Below are 17,618 nucleotides of genomic sequence, written 5' to 3'. Positions count from 1 at the left end.
TTTGTTTCCCCATCACGATAAAGCGGTAATATCGGTAACATGAGAATAAAATGTGATTTTATGAGGGCGGGTTCCCTCATATAATCACATTTTTCTTATGACATGAAAAGAGAAGACGGGGGAAAAAGGTGGTGAAATAACATGAACGATCTATTTTCGGAACGAATTCCTCCGCAGAGCATCGAGGCGGAACAGGCTGTGCTAGGAGCTGTATTTCTTGATCCTTCCGCCTTGACGTTGGCTTCGGAAATTTTGATTCCGGAAGATTTTTATCGCGCTTCCCATCAAAAAATTTTTCACGCGATGCTTCGCGTTGCTGATAAAGGAGAGCCGGTCGATCTAGTAACAGTGACAGCGGAGCTTGCTGATACGCAGCAATTGGAGGAAGTTGGCGGTGTATCATATTTAAGCGAATTGGCCGATGCGGTGCCGACGGCGGCAAACGTCGAGTATTACGCGCGCATCGTCGAAGAAAAATCGATTTTACGCCGTTTGATTCGCACCGCAACCTCCATCGCCCAAGACGGATATACGAGGGAAGATGAAGTAGACATTTTGCTAGATGAAGCTGAAAGAAAAATTATGGAAATTTCGCAGCGGAAGCATGCCGGCACGTTTCAAAATATTAAGGATGTGCTTGTGCAGACATATGATAATATTGAAATGCTTCATAATCGAAAGGGAGAAGTGACGGGGATTCCGACGGGGTTTACCGAACTTGACCGCATGACAGCAGGGTTTCAGCGCAGCGATTTTATTATTGTCGCCGCGCGCCCTTCCGTAGGGAAAACGGCGTTTGCGTTAAACATCGCGCAAAACGTCGCAACAAAAACGAACGAAAACGTCGCGATTTTTAGTTTGGAAATGAGCGCACAGCAGCTCGTGATGCGAATGTTGTGCGCGGAAGGAAACATTAACGCGCAAAATTTGCGGACAGGGCGACTGACGCCGGAAGACTGGGGAAAGCTGACGATGGCGATGGGAAGCTTATCGAACGCCGGCATTTATATTGACGACACGCCGAGCATCCGCGTCAGCGATATTCGCGCCAAATGCCGCCGTTTAAAGCAGGAAAGAGGTCTTGGCATGATCGTCATCGACTATTTGCAGCTCATTCAAGGAAGCGGCAGAAACAGAGAAAATCGCCAACAAGAGGTTTCGGAAATTTCCCGTTCTTTAAAAGCGTTGGCCCGTGAATTAGAAGTGCCGGTGATCGCTTTATCCCAGCTTTCTCGCAGTGTCGAGCAGCGCCAAGATAAACGGCCAATGATGTCCGACATCCGCGAATCGGGAAGCATCGAGCAAGATGCCGATATTGTTGCGTTTTTATACCGTGACGACTATTACAATAAAGATTCAGAGAACAAAAATATTATTGAAATTATTATTGCAAAACAGCGGAACGGTCCGGTTGGGACAGTGCAGCTTGCGTTTATTAAAGAATATAATAAGTTTGTCAATTTGGAACGCCGCTTTGATGATGCACAAATTCCGCCGGGAGCGTAGCGAAGGACAGGTGCCGACTTTTCGAGCGGCACTTTATTTTTTAAAATACGAATAAATAAATGATTAACATATATAAATGTTCGTGTTTTATTGACTTTCCCCGGAAAAACTGTTACACTTACAATGTTTACATCGAGTAAAATGGAGGTGCTCGCCATGTCGTCAGTCGTCGTTGTCGGGACGCAATGGGGCGATGAAGGAAAAGGAAAAATTACCGACTTTCTGTCAGAAAACGCGGAAGTGATTGCGAGATATCAAGGGGGAAACAACGCGGGGCATACGATCGTTTTTAACGGGGAGAAATACAAGTTACATTTAATTCCATCGGGAATTTTTTATAAAGATAAAATTTGTGTCATCGGAAACGGAATGGTAATCGACCCAAAAGCGTTAGTGGCGGAGTTGAAACATTTGCATGACCGCGGCGTTTCAACTGATAATTTACGCATCAGCAATCGCGCGCACGTCATTTTACCTTATCATTTGAAATTGGATGAATTAGAGGAAGAACGTAAAGGGGAGAACAAAATCGGCACGACAAAAAAAGGCATTGGGCCTGCGTATATGGATAAAGCGGCGCGCGTCGGCATCCGTATTGTTGATTTGTTAGATCGCGAAGTGTTTGAAGAAAAATTGGCGCGTAATTTGCAGGAAAAAAATATCCTTTTTGAAAAAGTGTACGGTGTTGAAGGGTTGAAACTGGAAGATATTTTGGATGAATACTACGAATATGGACAGCAAATTGCCAAATATGTTTGCGATACGTCCGTTGTGTTAAATAATGCACTTGATGAAGGGCGCCGTGTTCTTTTTGAAGGCGCGCAAGGCGTTATGCTCGATATTGACCAAGGAACGTATCCGTTTGTTACTTCATCGAATCCAGTCGCCGGCGGTGTGACGATCGGTTCTGGCGTTGGGCCAACGAAAATTAAACATGTCGTCGGGGTTGCGAAAGCGTACACGACTCGCGTTGGCGACGGCCCGTTTCCAACCGAATTGCATGATGAAATCGGTGACCGCATCCGTGAAGTCGGCCGAGAATATGGAACAACGACGGGACGTCCGCGCCGCGTCGGTTGGTTCGACAGCGTCGTTGTTCGCCATGCTCGCCGGGTTAGCGGCATCACGGATTTATCGCTAAATTCAATCGATGTCCTTACCGGCATTGAAACATTAAAAATTTGCGTCGCTTATCGTTATAAAGGGAAAGTGATCGAAGAATTTCCAGCAAGTTTAAAAGTGTTGGCGGAATGTGAGCCGATTTACGAGGAGCTGCCAGGATGGTCAGAAGATATTACCGGCGTTAAAAGCTTGGATGAACTGCCGGCAAATGCCCGCCATTATGTGGAACGCATTTCGCAATTAACGGGCATTCCATTATCGATTTTCTCTGTCGGTCCAGATCGTTCGCAAACAAACGTCGTTCGCAGCGTATATGCGTAAAATATGCATGAATAGTATAATAAAAGCGTAGATGCAGCGATGTATCTATGCTTTTCTTTTTGTTTCGCCTCCAATTGGCAAACGGTAATGAGTGAATTCATTTTAATAACATGATAAATTAATAATGTACTTATTTTCGATTCCATCGCAAAGGAAGGATGTGAAGGATGATGGAAAAACGAATTCTTGTTGTTGACGACGAAAAGCCAATTGCAGATATTTTGCAATTTAATTTACAAAAAGAAGGATATGAAGTGATTTGCGCTTATGATGGGGAAGAAGCGTTGCAAAAAGTGGAGGAAGTAATGCCGGATCTTATTTTGCTTGATATTATGCTTCCGCAAAAAGATGGAATGGAAGTTTGCCGCGAAGTCCGGAAAAAATACGATATGCCGATTATTATGTTAACAGCGAAAGATTCCGAGATTGACAAAGTGCTCGGTTTAGAATTAGGAGCAGACGACTATGTCACAAAGCCGTTCAGCACAAGAGAACTGCTGGCGCGGGTGAGAGCGAATTTGCGCCGCCATTCGCAAACCGTTGCCCAAGAAGAAACGAACGATACGAATGAAATTATCATTGGTTCTCTTGTCATTCGTCCTGATGCATACATCGTTTCAAAGCGCGGAGAAACGATTGAATTGACGCATCGCGAGTTTGAATTGCTTCATTATTTGGCGAAGCATATCGGACAAGTGATGACAAGGGAGCACCTGTTGCAAACGGTATGGGGATACGATTATTATGGCGACGTTCGCACTGTGGATGTGACGGTGCGCCGGCTTCGCGAAAAAATTGAAGATAATCCATCGCATCCGTCATGGATCGTCACACGGCGGGGAGTCGGATATTATTTGCGCAACCCAGAACAGGAGTAACGAAGGCACATGAAAAAAGTAGGTCCATTTCGTTCGATTCACTTCAAATTTGTCGCTATATACGTTTTGCTTATTCTCGTGGCAATGCAAATCATCGGCGTCTATTTTGTGAGAAAGCTGGAAACAGAGTTAGTGCAAAATTTTAAAAACTCGCTGAATGAACGGGTGACGTTGTTAGCGTATAACGTGGAACAAGCGATGAATCAAGAAAGGGATTCGAAAAGTCCGACGTTGGAAGAAGATATCCGCTCCCTCCTTCATGATTTTGTTTCCCAAGACATTTCCGAAGTCCGCGTCATCGATAATAAAAGCAAAGTATTGGCTACCTCCAACCCTTACATGCAAAACATTGTCGGGAAGCGAACGACTGAAATATATGTGAAGCGGTCGCTTGTGACCGGAGAAATTGTCGATCAAATGCTCCTTGATCCGAAAACAGGGCACCGTATGTATATTTCTTCCACGCCGATTAAGTCGAGCGGGGAAATAAAGGGAGTTATTTACGTCATCGCTTCGATGGAAAACGTGTTCTCACAAATGAAACAAATTAATACGATTTTAGCGACGGGAACAGGGATTGCCCTCGTTATTACAGCGATATTAGGGATTCTTTTGTCACGTACGATTACTCGTCCGATTTCAGACATGCGAAGACAAGCATTGGCGATGACAAAAGGAGATTTTTCCCGCAAAGTAAAGATTTATGGCTATGATGAAATTGGGCAATTGGCGATGACGTTTAACAATTTAACGAAAAAGCTGCAAGAAGCCCAAGCGACGACAGAAGGGGAACGGCGTAAGCTTGAATCCGTGTTAACGCATATGACGGACGGAGTGATTGCCACGGACCGCCGCGGCAGAATCATACTGATTAACGATGCCGCCTTGAACATTTTGAATGTTTCACGTGAAACAGTGCTGTCGAGTTCGATTATCGATGTGCTTGGAATCGGTGATCAATATACATTTGAAACGTTATTGGAGGAGCGGGATTCGCTCATTTTAGATTTTAGCACGGATGAGGAGCTATATATTTTGCGTGCATCGCTTTCCGTGATTCAAAAAGAAACGGGATTTATTAACGGATTGATTGTCGTATTGCATGATATTACGGAGCAAGAAAAAATCGACCGCGAACGGAGAGAATTTGTTGCGAATGTTTCACATGAGCTTCGCACTCCGTTAACGACAATGAAAAGTTATTTGGAAGCACTCGCGGAAGGGGCTTGGCAAGATAAAGCAATCGCTCCACGATTTATCGAAGTAGTGCAAACAGAAACAGAACGAATGATTCGCTTAGTCAATGACTTATTACAGCTTTCTAAACTGGACAGTAAAGATTACAAGCTAAATAAATCATGGGTAAATTTTTCGGAGTACTTTCATAAAGTAATTGATCGTTTTGAGTTGACAAAAAGCGAAAATATTACATTTGTGCGCAAAATCCCAAAAGAAGCGATCTTTATTGAAATCGATGAAGATAAAATTACGCAAGTATTAGATAATATTATTTCCAACGCCATCAAATATTCTCCACAAGGCGGAAAAATTACGTTTCGTGTTAGGGAGCTTGCTGATGAAATTATTGTCAGCGTCAGCGATGAAGGAGTGGGGATTCCTAAGGCGGATCTCGCAAAAGTGTTTGAACGGTTTTATCGTGTTGATAAAGCAAGATCACGCAAACTCGGCGGCACAGGGCTAGGGTTGGCAATTGCGAAAGAAGTGGTGGTCGCTCATGGGGGAACGATTTGGGCGGAAAGTAAAGAGCATAAAGGAACGACGATTTTCTTTACTTTACCGTTGGAACGAGATCAAAAGGATGAATGGTACGATGTATGAAGCGGTGAAAACAGTCGTGTTGACATTGTTGGTCTTAGTGAGCATTGTTTTAACGTTTGGGTTATGGACATACCATCCAAAATACGACATTTTGCAAAATGACGAGTATATCCGGCACGTTTCCGTCAGCAACACGCAAGTAGATACGGCGATGATTGTTCAACCTTCGCAGCTGTTGTTTCATAAAAACAGTGCGCATTATGGAATTGTGGATGAGGAGGAAGTAAACCAAATTTTAAAAGAAATAAAAAAATGGAGCATTGATGATTTCGAAAATATTTCCGATACGATCCCGAGAGGAAAATTTTTATCGTTTTTGCACGAAAAAGAGAGACTAGAGCTTGTCTATCCAGACAGCATTCCAATTGACGTTTATCGTTCTATTTTTCAAATTGAAGATAAAGGGGTAAAGGATATTAGTTTTGACCGTATTATTATTCCGTTAGGGAGCAAGGACGAACTTCCCGTTTATTTTATTTTTACGGAAAAACAAAAAGTATATAAAGCGATTGCCACTGATGTATCGCTTTCCGAAATTAACAAATTGAGCAGGGAGTTGGAAAAATATCCGCGTTATTTTCCTTATGTTATTAATGAAACAAAGCAAATTTTTTTGCCGGAAAAAAGGGTTACGATGAGCCGGCTGCAATATTATACGGACGAGCTTGATCCAGATAAATTTAAAGAGGCATTGTTTAGCGATCCTAGTTTTGTGAAAAAAGATTTGATTACATTTGGCGAGGAATATACGGATGGATCGCGATTGATGGACGTCGATTTTTTACAGCGGCTATTGTTATATGTGAACCCGGCGGCGCGAACGGCGAACCGCAACGAGGATCAAGAAGACGATAATTTAATTCAAAAGAGCATCGACTTTGTCAATGAACATGGTGGCTGGACCGATATGTACCACTTTTCTAAGTGGAATGAGGAAGAGCGGAAAGTCGTGTTTCGTCTGATGGTGAACAATCACCCCGTGTTTAATGAATATGGTATGTCTGAAATAGTACAAACATGGGGAAGCAGCGATCTTGTGAAATATCAGCGCCCTTTATTTCGCTTGGAAATTGCTGACCGTGTGAATGTGCCAAGAACGTTATTGTCCGGCCATGAAGTGATTAAAAAATTGGAAAAAATGAAGGGGATGAAAAAAGAGTTAATAAAAGATATTGCGGTGGGGTATGAACTGATAAAAGATCCAGAACGGGAAAAAATGATTATTTTAGAGCCAGCATGGTTTTACTTGTATGATCAAACGTGGAAAAAGGTGCCGCTAGACAAGCAGGAGGCGGAGAAAAGAGGAGGGAACGTAAATGGATTGGAGTAAAACAAAAACGATTTTTATTATTACGTTCCTTATCCTCGACTGTTTTTTAGGATATCAGTTTATGGAAAAGCGAAATAGCAGCCAACTCGATGTTATTTTGGAAACGACGATCGAAGAACAATTAGAGGCAAACGGCATCACTTATGTAGAGCTGCCAAAAGAAATAACGAAAGCCACCTATGTCAGCGGAGAAAGCAAAAAGTTTACCGACGAAGAAATAAAAAAATTATCCGGACAAAAAGTAACGGTAAACGATAAAACCGTTTTGAAAGGAACGTTTATTCATCCGATATCGCTAAATTTTAAAGATCCGTATCGGCTTCAAGAATTTTTGCAGCGGCATATTATTGACGGAAAAAAATACACATTTTGGTCGTTCGACGAAAAGTCAAATACGGTCGTTTGCTATCAAACGTACGGCGGAAAAGTCATTTACAACAATGAAAGCAGCAAGCTGTTGATACATTTAAATGAAAAAAGTGAAGCGGTATCATACGAACAAACGATGTTAGACGATTTACAGAAATATGAAAGAAAACAAGACATCGTTCCAGCGATTAAGGCGATTGAAACATTATACAAAAAAGGGTATTTACAGCCCGGGGACAGCGTCACATCAGTGGAACTGGGATATTACGGCCTTGTTCAGTTCACCGCTTCCCAAGTATTGACGCCAACGTGGCATATCGTCATTAATGGAAAAGAAGACTATTTTGTTAATGCGTTTGAAGGGCAAGTCATTAATGATGAAGGGAAAATTTTGGAGTGAGAAAAATGGGGATGAAGTTTAGTGTTTTAGCAAGTGGTAGTACGGGAAACGCTTTTTATATAGAAACGGACCAACATCGGCTGCTTGTCGATGCGGGATTGAGCGGAAAGCAATTAGAGCAATTATTCGGGCAAATTGATCGCGATTTGCGCCAATTGACGGCCATTTTAGTAACGCATGAACATAGCGATCATATTAAAGGATTAGGGGTCATTGCCCGGAAATATCAACTGCCTATTTACGCGAATGAAAAAACATGGAAGGCGATGGAAGGGCTAATTGGCGATATTCCCACCGAACAAAAGTTTATTTTTCCGTTAGGCAAAGTGCGTTCTTTTGGCGATCTCGAGGTAGAATCGTTCGGTGTCTCACACGATGCGGCAGAGCCGATGTTTTTTGTCTTTCATCACGAAGGAAAGAAGCTCGCGCTCATTACCGATACAGGCTATGTGAGCGATCGGATGAAAGGAATTATTAAAAATGCGGATGTATTTATTTTTGAAAGCAACCATGATGTGGAAATGCTGCGGATGGGAAGGTATCCATGGAACGTCAAGCGCCGCATTTTAAGCGATGTTGGCCATGTTTCTAATGAAGAGGCGGGGCTTGCGTTAGCCGATGTGATTGGCGACCGCACGAAACGAATTTATTTGGCTCATTTAAGTCAAGACAATAATATAAAGGAACTGGCTCGAATGACTGTCGCGCAAACGTTGGCGAACAGGGGGTTGGCGGTCGGAGACCAGTTTGATTTATATGATACCGACCCGAAAATAGCAACGAAGCTTGTGTATGTATGACCTCCGTTTTGGCCAAAATAAGTAAATATGTTTGGTGCCGGCACGCTTTACTATGAATAATGGATTTTTCGGCCTTGAAAAGAGTATAATGGGGAATAGATATGCCTTCTGTTTGAACAATGATCGTTGTTGAAAGGGTTGATGCGCATGGGATATTACGATGATCACTACGGGCAATACCGTCAGGAACAAAAAGGGAACCGTCGTGGCTGGTTTTTGTCCGCGTTCGTTGGTGCCATTTTAGGAGCATTGTTAGTTTTAATTTCCATTCCGGCTCTTTCGGATATACTTCCTTATGATATTTTAAGCGAAAGCGGACGAACACAAAATGGAGAAACAGGAACGGCACCTACGATACAGCAAAATGTTTCGGTCGATGTGACGAGCCAATTGACAAAAGCGATTGATAAAGTATCCGATGCGGTTGTCGGCGTTGTAAATATCCAAGAAACGAACTTTTGGTCGCAAGGCGGTGAAGAGGGAACCGGCTCGGGCGTCATCTACAAAAAGGAAAATGGAAAGGCGTTTGTTGTGACAAACCATCATGTGGTCGAAAACGCCAGCCAATTGGAAATAAGCTTAAAAGATGGAACGAGAGTGCCAGCGAAGCTATTGGGAAGCGATGTATTAATGGATTTGGCAGTGTTGGAAATGGACGCAAAGCATGTCAAAAAAGTGGCCGAATTTGGTAATTCAGACACTGTCAAGCCGGGTGAGCCTGTCATTGCGATCGGAAATCCGCTTGGACTGCAATTCGCTGGTTCTGTTACGCAAGGAATTATATCGGGAACGAACCGAACGGTGGAAGTGGACTTAGACCAAGATGGCGCCCCGGATTGGAATGCGGAAGTATTGCAAACGGATGCTGCCATTAACCCGGGCAACAGCGGCGGAGCCCTTGTCAATATCGAAGGGCAAGTGATCGGCATTAACTCGATGAAAATCGCGCAAGAAGAAGTGGAAGGGATCGGTTTTTCGATCCCGATTAACTCAGCCATTCCGGTTATTTCGGATTTAGAAAAATATGGGCAAGTGCGCCGCCCGTATATGGGGGTAGAACTTCGTTCGTTAAGCGACATTTCCTCTTATCATTTGCAAGCGACGTTGCATTTGCCGAAAGATGTGACGGAAGGCGTAGCTGTCATTCAAGTTGTGCCGATGTCTCCGGCGGCGCGAGCGGGATTAAAGCAATTTGACGTGATTGTTGCGCTGGATGGCCAAAAGATTCGTGACGTTTTAGATTTAAGAAAATATTTATACACGAAAAAATCCATTGGCGATAAAATGAGAGTAACATTTTATCGCGATGGTGAAAAGCATACGGTTACGATGAAATTGGAGAGAGAATCGTTTTAACAAGGAGCGCCCATATTTCGCTCCTTCTTCTTTTTCCACAAGTGGATAAAGAGGGGGATGAGAGCATGTTTGTCTGTTGTGAAGAACATATCGACATAGCGATTGATATGTATGTGGATAAAATGGAACAAGCGCCAAACATTTCGCTTGTTTCTGTGGATAAGTCTGAGAAATTGTGCGATTTTTGCGCAAATAAAGCTGTATATATAGTAGGGAACTAATGTTTTTACACAATATGTGGATATATGTTGTGTATATGTGGATAAATGCTGTGGATAACATGTTTGTAAGGTGGGGATGAATTGTGCATATTCATATTATTTCTGTTGGTAAATTGAAAGAAAGATATTTGACACAAGGAATTGCCGAATATGCGAAGCGATTGTCCAGCTATGCGAAAATGGACATCACCGAAGTCCCTGATGAAAAAGCGCCGGAGCATTTAAGTGAACAGGAAGCGGAGCGGATTAAACAGAAAGAAGGGGAACGCATTTTAGCGAAAATTCCCGACGATGCGTACGTCATTGCTTTGGCGATCGAAGGAAAGATGAAATCATCCGAACAATTTGCCGAAATTTTAGATAAGCTTGCCACGTACGGAAAAAGCAAAATTGCGTTCGTTATCGGCGGCTCGCTTGGCTTAAGCAAACAAGTGATGGAGCGAGCCGATGAAGTGTTGTCGTTTTCGAGAATGACTTTTCCCCACCAGCTGATGCGCCTTATTTTGCTAGAGCAAATTTACCGCGCGTTTCGGATTAACCGGGGGGAACCGTACCATAAATAGAGGCGGAGCAAAAAATAGAAGTAACGATAATGCTTGTGCGCCTGCATACTGTTAGGGTCCACTCTAAGATGATGGCGGCATAGTTGCGCCGCAATGTCATAAATGAGATTTACATAATGATGATAGGAAACTGTAAAATGATCGTTTCAAGTTGCGAATTAACATCAAGACAAAAGAATGATGCGACCGGGATGAGTGGCGAGCTGGCGAAGGTATAACTTTTTAGTTTAGAAAAGAAACGGTGAACAAACCTCCAAAAAATCCTCCGGCATTATGTGCAAGCCGGAGGATTACTATTTTCATTCTTGACAAATTGGCGATTTTGCACTTGGCAAATTCCCAATAAGTTGCTTTTAAATAAAAGTTTACTTTACACCTTTCATATAGCCTTCAATTTTTGGCGATAGCGCGAAAAGGAGAACGCCAAAGAGGATGGCCGCTCCGCCAATGACGCCAAAGTAAATCATTTCGGTCTCAGGTGTATAGAATTTGACAATTTGCGCATTAATTGCTTGTGCGGCGGCATTGGATAAAAACCATAAGCTCATCGTTTGCGCCGAGAAGGCGGCAGGTGCTAATTTTGTAGTGGCTGATAGCCCTACAGGTGACAAGCATAATTCCCCAAATACGACAATTAAATAGCTAAGAACGAGCCATAACGGGTTCACTAACGAATCGTCGCCGCCAAAGTAAGCAGGCAAAAGAATGACAATGTATGATAAGCCTGCGAACAATAAGCCTAAAGAGAACTTTTTAGGGATCGATGGCTGACGGCTTCCGAGCTTCACCCATAACCAGGCAAACACAGGGGCGAACAGGATAATAAATAACGGGTTTAATGATTGAAACCAAGCAGGCGAAATATGGATTCCTGCAAAGTCTAATTGTGTGCGTTTATCCGCGTAATTGGCAAGGATGGTCGATCCTTGCTCTTGAATAGCCCAGAACATCACGGAAGCGATAAATAACGGAATATAAGCAATAACACGTGAACGCTCTATTGCTGTTGTTTTCGGGCTGCGGTACATAACAATGAAATAGATCGCTGGAATTACGATGCCGAGAATTCCCACAAGAGCAATAAAGGTATCAAATGTCAGCAAATCCATTGGAATTGCGACAGCGATCAAGACAGCAATAAGAGCGGCCCCGACGCCAATCAGGGTGAAGACTTTTTTCTTTTCGGCCGGTGACAGAGGATTTGCCACAAATGTACCGGCAAGGCCAAGATTTTTTTTCTTGGTGAAAATAAAGACTAACAATCCTAAAAACATGCCGACAGCGGCGATACCGAAACCTAAGTGGAAATTGTATTTCATTCCCACCGTTCCTACAATTAACGGGGCAAGGAATCCCCCAAGGTTGATTCCCATGTAGAAAATGCTGAATCCCGCATCGCGGCGATTGTCTTCTTCGCTATAAATATCCCCTACAATGCTGGAAACGTTAGGTTTCAGCAATCCTGTGCCAAGCACGATCAAGACCATGGAAATGAAGAACATCGTGATGTTTCCGGGTATCGCCAAAGCGATATGACCAAACATAATTAAGATTCCACCGTAAAACACAGCTTTAGAAGTGCCGAATATTCTGTCAGCCAGCCAGCCGCCGATAATACCGGACATATACACTAGCGATCCGTAAATCGACATAATGGCAAGAGCAGTGGTTTCATCAAGCCCCAATCCGCCTTTTGATACTTCATAATACATATAGAAAACGAGGATTGCCCTCATTCCGTAATACGAGAAACGTTCCCAAAATTCGGTGAAGAAAAGCGTGAACAACCCCTTAGGATGGCCAAAAAAGCCCTGTTGAGGAACGCTTGCAACAATTTTCTGCTTGTTTACATTTGACATATAATAACCTCCTTTATTCTGATATAATATTTTATCTTTTCTATATTGTCTAAATATTTTTAAAGAATGAGGGGAGAAATGTCTTTAATACTTAATTAATTTTAAAGTAAATAATAAGTAAAGTAAATAATAAAATTTTTTAGAATAATAAGTTAGTTATGGCAAAGTTGATATTATTTCCTTTAGGAGCTTAAAAAGACTGATGGTTCCATCTTGTTAGCGAAATGCCGGCACTGGTACGTTGTTTGACACAGCTTTTTTTTATTTTTAAAACCGTTATGATAAAGAAGACAGTTGCAGGGATGATTAGTAAAATGTAGTTGCAAGCATTTATAAAAATGGTGGAGAAGAAGGGAAAAGCATTGTATCCATTTACAAAAGAGCTAGCGCAAGAAATCGTCGAACGGACGATGAAAATTTTAGGGAGAAATATTAACGTGATGGACCGGAAAGGCGTCATTATCGGCTCTGGCGATAAAGAGAGAATCGGCGATGTTCATGAAGGAGCATTGTTAGTATTAAAGGAGAATAGGGCCGTTGAAATTGACGAACAGGCTGTACAACAGCTAAACGGAGTCAAAATGGGGATTAATTTGCCGATTCATTTTCTAGGGGAAACGGCAGGAGTAATCGGCATTACGGGGCATCCCGACGACATTCGGGAGTATGCGCAATTAGTGAAAATGGCCGCAGAACTCGTATTGCAGCAATCATTTTTTTTAGAACAAGGACAATGGAAACAGCGCCTCATCGAAGAACTCATCAACCAGCTCATTTATGATGACCATATTGAAGAGGAACATTTTCTCAAACGGGCAAAGGCGCTCGGTATCGATTTATCTCTTCCTCGATTTGTGATGGTGATCGAAGTCCCCGAACAACAAATGCGTTTTTTTCGGGAGCTTACGTATGGATTGGAGCGGGAAGATGTGGCGGCTTTCACATATGCTTCCGAAATTGTCGTGTTGAAGTGGGCGCCTCACAAGGAACAAAGCATCAGGGATGTGGTCAGTGCAGCGGAAAGGTTGGCGCGAAAGGTGCATGGTGGGAAAATCGGCATCGGTCCTTATGGTGCCGATATTCGCAAATTAAAATATTCATACACGTTGGCCAGGCAAGCGATGAAGGTGGGCCGGAAGCTCTATCCTAATGACCGCGTTTATTACTATGAAAACATTGCCTTGGAAATGGTATTGTCACATATTGGGGAGCTGCCGTTGGCAAAACAAGTTTTTTCGTTTTACGAAAAATTGCTTTTTCATGATGAAACAGGGGAACTGCAAGAAACGCTGCGCACGTATATCGAAGAAAAAGGAGAAATGAATAAGGCAGCGAACAAACTGTTCATTCACCGCAATACGCTGCGCTATCGTTTAGAAAAGATTCGCCGCATTACCGGAAAAGATCCTTATAATGCAAAAGATTTATTGCAGCTTTACGCTGCCTCGATCATCTATCGTTTATATTGATTTGTTCATTTGCACAATGGCAAGGAAGTTAGAGGTTCGAAAATTTTGAATGCGCAAACAATGAAACGGGTCCTGGCAACGCTTACAATGTATATAAAGGGGGAGGGGCTGTTTATGGATGTTCAAGTAAGCGCATTAGGAGCGATCGTAGCACTAATTATTGCCATTGTGCTAATTTTGCGGAAAGTTTCTCCTGCTTATGGAATGATCGCCGGAGCTTTCGTTGGTGGAATGGTTGGTGGAGTAGATGTGGAGGATACGGTTGCGGTTATGATGGATGGAGCGAAAGGCATGATTCCTGCCATATTGCGCATTTTGGCAGCAGGAGTGTTGGCCGGGGCTTTAATTGAATCCGGGGCAGCGGCTTCGATTGCCGAGACGATCGTTCAAAAACTTGGAGAAACGCGGGCTTTGCTCGCGCTTGCGGTGGCGACGCTGCTGCTGACCGCGGTCGGAGTATTTATTGACGTCGCGGTCATTACCGTCGCGCCAATTGCGTTGGCAATCGCAAGCCGCGCGGGCTTATCGAAAACGGCGATTTTGTTGGCGATGATCGGCGGCGGGAAGGCGGGTAACATTATGTCACCGAACCCGAATGCCATCGCCGCAGCGGACTCGTTTCATGTTCCGCTGACGTCATTAATGGCTGCCGGAATCATCCCAGCAGCGTTCGGATTGATTGTTACGTACGTTATTGCAAAAAAACTTGTGCGGAGAGGAACGCTTGTTTATGATGTGCAGAAAAGAGAAGAGAGCGGGCAGCTTCCTTCCTTTTTTGCGGCCATCGCTGGTCCGCTCGTTGCGATATTGTTGCTCGCGTTGCGGCCGTTGTTCAATATTGCGATTGACCCGATGATCGCCCTTCCAATCGGCGGCATTGTTGGCGCGATAGCGATGCAAAAAGGGAAGGAGTTGAATGGTTATGCGATATCTGGGCTGGCGAAAATGTCCGGCGTTGCGATTATGTTAGTCGGAACAGGGACATTAGCGGGCATTGTGGCCAATTCTTCTCTCAAAGACGTGATCATTGCCGGTTTGGATCATCTTGGGTTGCCGGCGTATGTGCTGGCGCCAATTTCGGGAATTTTGATGTCTGGTGCGACCGCTTCGACGACGGCGGGAACGGCTGTTGCTAGCAGTGTGTTTGGCGGGACGATGATGAGTTTAGGAATTTCCGCGTTAGCCGGGGCTGCAATGGTTCATGCCGGTGCAACCGTGCTAGATCATTTGCCGCACGGCAGCTTCTTCCATGCAACGGCGGGCAGCGTCCACATGGAGATCAAAGAACGGCTTAAACTAATTCCGTATGAGTCGCTCATTGGGTTGACGCTTGCTGTCATATCGACGCTTATTTTCGGCATGCTTCGTTTGTTTTAACGATTACAACGGGAGTGGTGAATAAAATGAAAGTCATTATTGCGCCTGACTCGTTTAAAGAAAGCTTGTCCGCGCTTGCGGTGGCGAACGCGATTGAAAAAGGGTTTCGCGATATATTTCCCGATGCGGAATATGTGAAAATTCCGATGGCGGACGGAGGGGAAGGAACCGTTCAATCATTAGTCGACGCGACAGATGGGCGAATTGTGACAACGGAAGTGACAGGACCGCTTGGGGATCGCGTCCAAGCATTTTTCGGCATGCTTGGTGACGGAAAAACAGCAGTCATTGAAATGGCGGCTGCCTCTGGATTGCACCTTGTCCCGCGAGAAAAGCGAAATCCGCTTGTGACGACGACGAGAGGGACAGGGGAATTGATTCTCGCCGCGCTGAACGAAGGCGCCGAGCATATTATTATCGGCATCGGCGGAAGCGCGACAAATGACGGCGGAGCTGGCATGATTCAGGCGCTCGGCGGCCGCCTTTTAGACCGATATGGAAAAGAGATTGGCCCCGGAGGAGGAAGTTTGTCCGAACTTGCTGATATTGACCTGTCTAGGCTCGATGCACGGCTAAACCGTGTAAAAATTGAGGTTGCGTGCGATGTCGATAATCCGTTGACCGGCGAAAGAGGCGCCTCAGCGATTTTTGGTCCGCAAAAAGGCGCGACGCCGGAAATGGTCGCGACGCTAGATCAAAATTTGCAACACTATGCGGATGTCATTGAACGAGTGTTAGGCAAGCAGGTAAAAGATATTCCAGGTGCCGGCGCGGCCGGAGGGCTCGGCGCTGGATTACTTGCCTTTCTCCATGCGGAGCTGAAACGCGGTGTCGAGATTGTGTTGGAGACGGTGAAATTTCAAGAGAGAATTCAAGGTGCGTCGCTGGTGATTACGGGAGAAGGACGCATCGATGGACAGACGGTTTTCGGGAAAACGCCGATCGGCGTAGCGAAAGTGGCAAAGCGGTACCATATTCCGGTCATTGCGCTTGCCGGCTCCGTTTCCGATGATAGCGATGTCGTGCTAAGCCACGGAATTGATGCGCTTTATAGCATCGTGCCGGGAGTGATTCCGCTAGAAAAAGCACTAGAAAACGCGGAATATTACGTTGCCCAAACGGCTCGAAACATTGCGGCAGCTTGTAAAATCGGGAGAAATATGGGTTAAAAAATGGTTTTCAAAAACGAAAACAAGCTCTCTTATCAAAGAGAGCTTTTATTTTTAGTCTATCTGTTTCTTTAACCGTTCTTCGCGAACAGCGTGGTCAGCTAGTAAAGGGGTTATTTCGATAGGACGATCTTTTGTTTGTATAAAATAAAAAAGAGCCCTTCTCATCCAAGAAAGGCCTAGCTTTTCGACAAAACAAGCTATATGCTTCTTTCATATTCAGTTTGTGAATCGAGGAAAATCGGTCCAATTTTAGTTTTTTAGAAAATGCGCCGTCTTCCGAATCTTAAAAGAAACAGAGCAGCGATTAAGAAAAACGGGATAAATCTTCTTCCAAAGCCGGTACGCAGCACCATTCCCCCTCGTACGGGATCTATTCCTTCTACTATTCCTCTATGCACTCTTCCATAACGATCCATAATCTCAATAGGCTCTCCCACTAAATTTGGCATTTTATCCCTCCTTTCTGACCGGATATGATTTGAGAATAGGAGATACATGAACTAGGCTCATCCATTTTTAGCGAATAACCTATCCTGTAGGAGCCGCAGAAGTAGTGGTTTTACATTATAAATTGGCATGTTAGGAGATATGACTTGTTTCCTGTAATTCAATGTTTGTCCAAATCGATTTTTTGAAAAGGGCAGATCATGAACGATCTGCCCCCTTCCTTTTCAAGAAAAGTGAGACTAATCATCAGTTTAAATAAGAAATTTAAAAGAGAGTCGGTTTTATGGAGAATTAATAACCGCCAGCTCCTCCTAGACCGATGCAAGAACATCCGATAATGATGAGCAAGATGAATAGGACGACAATTAAGGCAAAGCTGCTCATATATCACACCTCCTATGAGTATTGGGAGGATAGCTAATGATGCATCCCTGTTTTTAAAATATGTTCTTAAAAAAGATTAGATTGGACAAACTCATCAACTAAAAAAAAAATGGTATTTTTATCTTAAAAAGGGTTCAGGGCCGTTTTGGATCTAAAACCAGCTTGTTGGCTTTATCGGCAAGCTGAAAGGTTATTTGATTTTTTT

At 43.8% G+C, this 17,618-nt stretch carries 16 protein-coding genes; 13 read left to right on the top strand and 3 right to left on the bottom strand.

From position 1 onward, the window contains the following. Positions 1–141: 141 nt before the first annotated feature. From dnaB to rlmH, 10 genes are all read left to right on the top strand, one after another. On the top strand, positions 142–1,506 hold the full coding sequence (gene dnaB / locus MWM02_RS19190; protein ID WP_064552894.1) for a replicative DNA helicase: 1,365 nt from the start codon (positions 142–144) through the stop codon (positions 1,504–1,506). A 156-nt stretch (positions 1,507–1,662) separates the two neighbouring features. Next, positions 1,663–2,949 (top strand): adenylosuccinate synthase, encoded by a 1,287-nt coding sequence (locus MWM02_RS19185; RefSeq protein ID WP_064552893.1) that lies wholly within the window; start codon positions 1,663–1,665, stop codon positions 2,947–2,949. 170 nt (positions 2,950–3,119) lie between these two features. Continuing rightward, positions 3,120–3,827 (top strand): response regulator YycF, encoded by a 708-nt coding sequence (gene yycF, locus MWM02_RS19180; RefSeq protein WP_064552933.1) that lies wholly within the window; start codon positions 3,120–3,122, stop codon positions 3,825–3,827. 9 nt (positions 3,828–3,836) lie between these two features. Then, a complete protein-coding gene (walK, locus tag MWM02_RS19175) occupies positions 3,837–5,666 on the top strand; it encodes a cell wall metabolism sensor histidine kinase WalK (RefSeq protein ID WP_064552892.1) in 1,830 nt (609 codons plus the stop codon). After that, the gene (locus MWM02_RS19170) at positions 5,659–6,996 is read left to right on the top strand and encodes a YycH family regulatory protein (RefSeq protein WP_244403654.1); all 1,338 of its coding nucleotides are present in this window, start codon (positions 5,659–5,661) and stop codon (positions 6,994–6,996) included. The genes walK and MWM02_RS19170 overlap by 8 nt, the downstream gene beginning before the upstream one ends. Next, entirely contained in the window at positions 6,983–7,765 is a 783-nt protein-coding gene (locus tag MWM02_RS19165; RefSeq protein ID WP_064552890.1) for a two-component system regulatory protein YycI, read from the top strand. Before MWM02_RS19170 ends, MWM02_RS19165 begins: the two co-directional genes overlap by 14 nt. Positions 7,766–7,770: 5 nt before the next feature. Further along, on the top strand, positions 7,771–8,565 hold the full coding sequence (locus MWM02_RS19160; protein WP_064552889.1) for an MBL fold metallo-hydrolase: 795 nt from the start codon (positions 7,771–7,773) through the stop codon (positions 8,563–8,565). Between the two features lie 147 nt (positions 8,566–8,712). Beyond that, entirely contained in the window at positions 8,713–9,921 is a 1,209-nt protein-coding gene (locus MWM02_RS19155; RefSeq protein ID WP_244402704.1) for a S1C family serine protease, read from the top strand. Between the two features lie 65 nt (positions 9,922–9,986). Then, entirely contained in the window at positions 9,987–10,142 is a 156-nt protein-coding gene (locus tag MWM02_RS19150) for a CxxH/CxxC protein (protein WP_064552887.1), read from the top strand. A gap of 83 nt (positions 10,143–10,225) precedes the next feature. Next, entirely contained in the window at positions 10,226–10,705 is a 480-nt protein-coding gene (gene rlmH / locus MWM02_RS19145) for a 23S rRNA (pseudouridine(1915)-N(3))-methyltransferase RlmH (RefSeq protein ID WP_244402703.1), read from the top strand. A 365-nt stretch (positions 10,706–11,070) separates the two neighbouring features. On the opposite strand, the gene MWM02_RS19140 is transcribed toward rlmH, so the two are convergent. Further along, positions 11,071–12,564: a peptide MFS transporter gene (locus MWM02_RS19140; RefSeq protein ID WP_244402702.1), complete on the bottom strand. Its 1,494-nt coding sequence runs from the start codon at positions 12,562–12,564 to the stop codon at positions 11,071–11,073. A 362-nt stretch (positions 12,565–12,926) separates the two neighbouring features. Between MWM02_RS19140 and MWM02_RS19135 the strand changes: the two genes are divergently transcribed. From MWM02_RS19135 to MWM02_RS19125, 3 genes are all read left to right on the top strand, one after another. Beyond that, positions 12,927–14,033 (top strand): sugar diacid recognition domain-containing protein, encoded by a 1,107-nt coding sequence (locus MWM02_RS19135; RefSeq protein WP_064552884.1) that lies wholly within the window; start codon positions 12,927–12,929, stop codon positions 14,031–14,033. Between the two features lie 114 nt (positions 14,034–14,147). Further along, a complete protein-coding gene (locus MWM02_RS19130; RefSeq protein ID WP_064552883.1) occupies positions 14,148–15,410 on the top strand; it encodes a GntP family permease in 1,263 nt (420 codons plus the stop codon). A 26-nt stretch (positions 15,411–15,436) separates the two neighbouring features. Further along, positions 15,437–16,579 carry a glycerate kinase gene (locus tag MWM02_RS19125; RefSeq protein ID WP_244402701.1) on the top strand — a complete coding sequence of 381 codons (1,143 nt, stop codon included), beginning with the start codon at positions 15,437–15,439 and terminating at the stop codon, positions 16,577–16,579. Between the two features lie 260 nt (positions 16,580–16,839). Here MWM02_RS19125 and MWM02_RS19120 read toward each other — a convergent pair whose 3' ends face one another. Together MWM02_RS19120 and MWM02_RS19115 are read right to left on the bottom strand one after the other, a co-directional pair. Continuing rightward, entirely contained in the window at positions 16,840–17,031 is a 192-nt protein-coding gene (locus MWM02_RS19120; protein WP_244402700.1) for a hypothetical protein, read from the bottom strand. 289 nt (positions 17,032–17,320) lie between these two features. After that, positions 17,321–17,413, bottom strand: a complete 93-nt coding sequence (locus MWM02_RS19115) for a YjcZ family sporulation protein (RefSeq protein ID WP_081260486.1) — start codon at positions 17,411–17,413, stop codon at positions 17,321–17,323. Between the last annotated feature and the right edge of the window lie 205 nt (positions 17,414–17,618).

The sequence above is a fragment of the Parageobacillus sp. KH3-4 genome, assembly GCF_022846435.1.
GTDB lineage: Bacteria > Bacillota > Bacilli > Bacillales > Anoxybacillaceae > Parageobacillus > Parageobacillus thermoglucosidasius_A.
Note: the sequence above shows the minus strand (reverse complement) of the source record. Positions and strands in the feature narration are given on the sequence as shown.

What these genes read in the sequence shown, in the direction of transcription:
- dnaB (WP_064552894.1), top strand. Translation starts at nt 142, where the DNA reads ATGAACGATCTATTTTCGGAACGAATTCCTCCGCAGAGCATCGAGGCG.
- MWM02_RS19185 (WP_064552893.1), top strand. Translation starts at nt 1,663, where the DNA reads ATGTCGTCAGTCGTCGTTGTCGGGACGCAATGGGGCGATGAAGGAAAA.
- yycF (WP_064552933.1), top strand. Translation starts at nt 3,120, where the DNA reads ATGGAAAAACGAATTCTTGTTGTTGACGACGAAAAGCCAATTGCAGAT.
- walK (WP_064552892.1), top strand. Translation starts at nt 3,837, where the DNA reads ATGAAAAAAGTAGGTCCATTTCGTTCGATTCACTTCAAATTTGTCGCT.
- MWM02_RS19170 (WP_244403654.1), top strand. Translation starts at nt 5,659, where the DNA reads ATGTATGAAGCGGTGAAAACAGTCGTGTTGACATTGTTGGTCTTAGTG.
- MWM02_RS19165 (WP_064552890.1), top strand. Translation starts at nt 6,983, where the DNA reads ATGGATTGGAGTAAAACAAAAACGATTTTTATTATTACGTTCCTTATC.
- MWM02_RS19160 (WP_064552889.1), top strand. Translation starts at nt 7,771, where the DNA reads ATGGGGATGAAGTTTAGTGTTTTAGCAAGTGGTAGTACGGGAAACGCT.
- MWM02_RS19155 (WP_244402704.1), top strand. Translation starts at nt 8,713, where the DNA reads ATGGGATATTACGATGATCACTACGGGCAATACCGTCAGGAACAAAAA.
- MWM02_RS19150 (WP_064552887.1), top strand. Translation starts at nt 9,987, where the DNA reads ATGTTTGTCTGTTGTGAAGAACATATCGACATAGCGATTGATATGTAT.
- MWM02_RS19140 (WP_244402702.1), bottom strand. Translation starts at nt 12,564, where the DNA reads ATGTCAAATGTAAACAAGCAGAAAATTGTTGCAAGCGTTCCTCAACAG.
- MWM02_RS19130 (WP_064552883.1), top strand. Translation starts at nt 14,148, where the DNA reads ATGGATGTTCAAGTAAGCGCATTAGGAGCGATCGTAGCACTAATTATT.
- MWM02_RS19125 (WP_244402701.1), top strand. Translation starts at nt 15,437, where the DNA reads ATGAAAGTCATTATTGCGCCTGACTCGTTTAAAGAAAGCTTGTCCGCG.
- MWM02_RS19120 (WP_244402700.1), bottom strand. Translation starts at nt 17,031, where the DNA reads ATGCCAAATTTAGTGGGAGAGCCTATTGAGATTATGGATCGTTATGGA.
- MWM02_RS19115 (WP_081260486.1), bottom strand. Translation starts at nt 17,413, where the DNA reads ATGAGCAGCTTTGCCTTAATTGTCGTCCTATTCATCTTGCTCATCATT.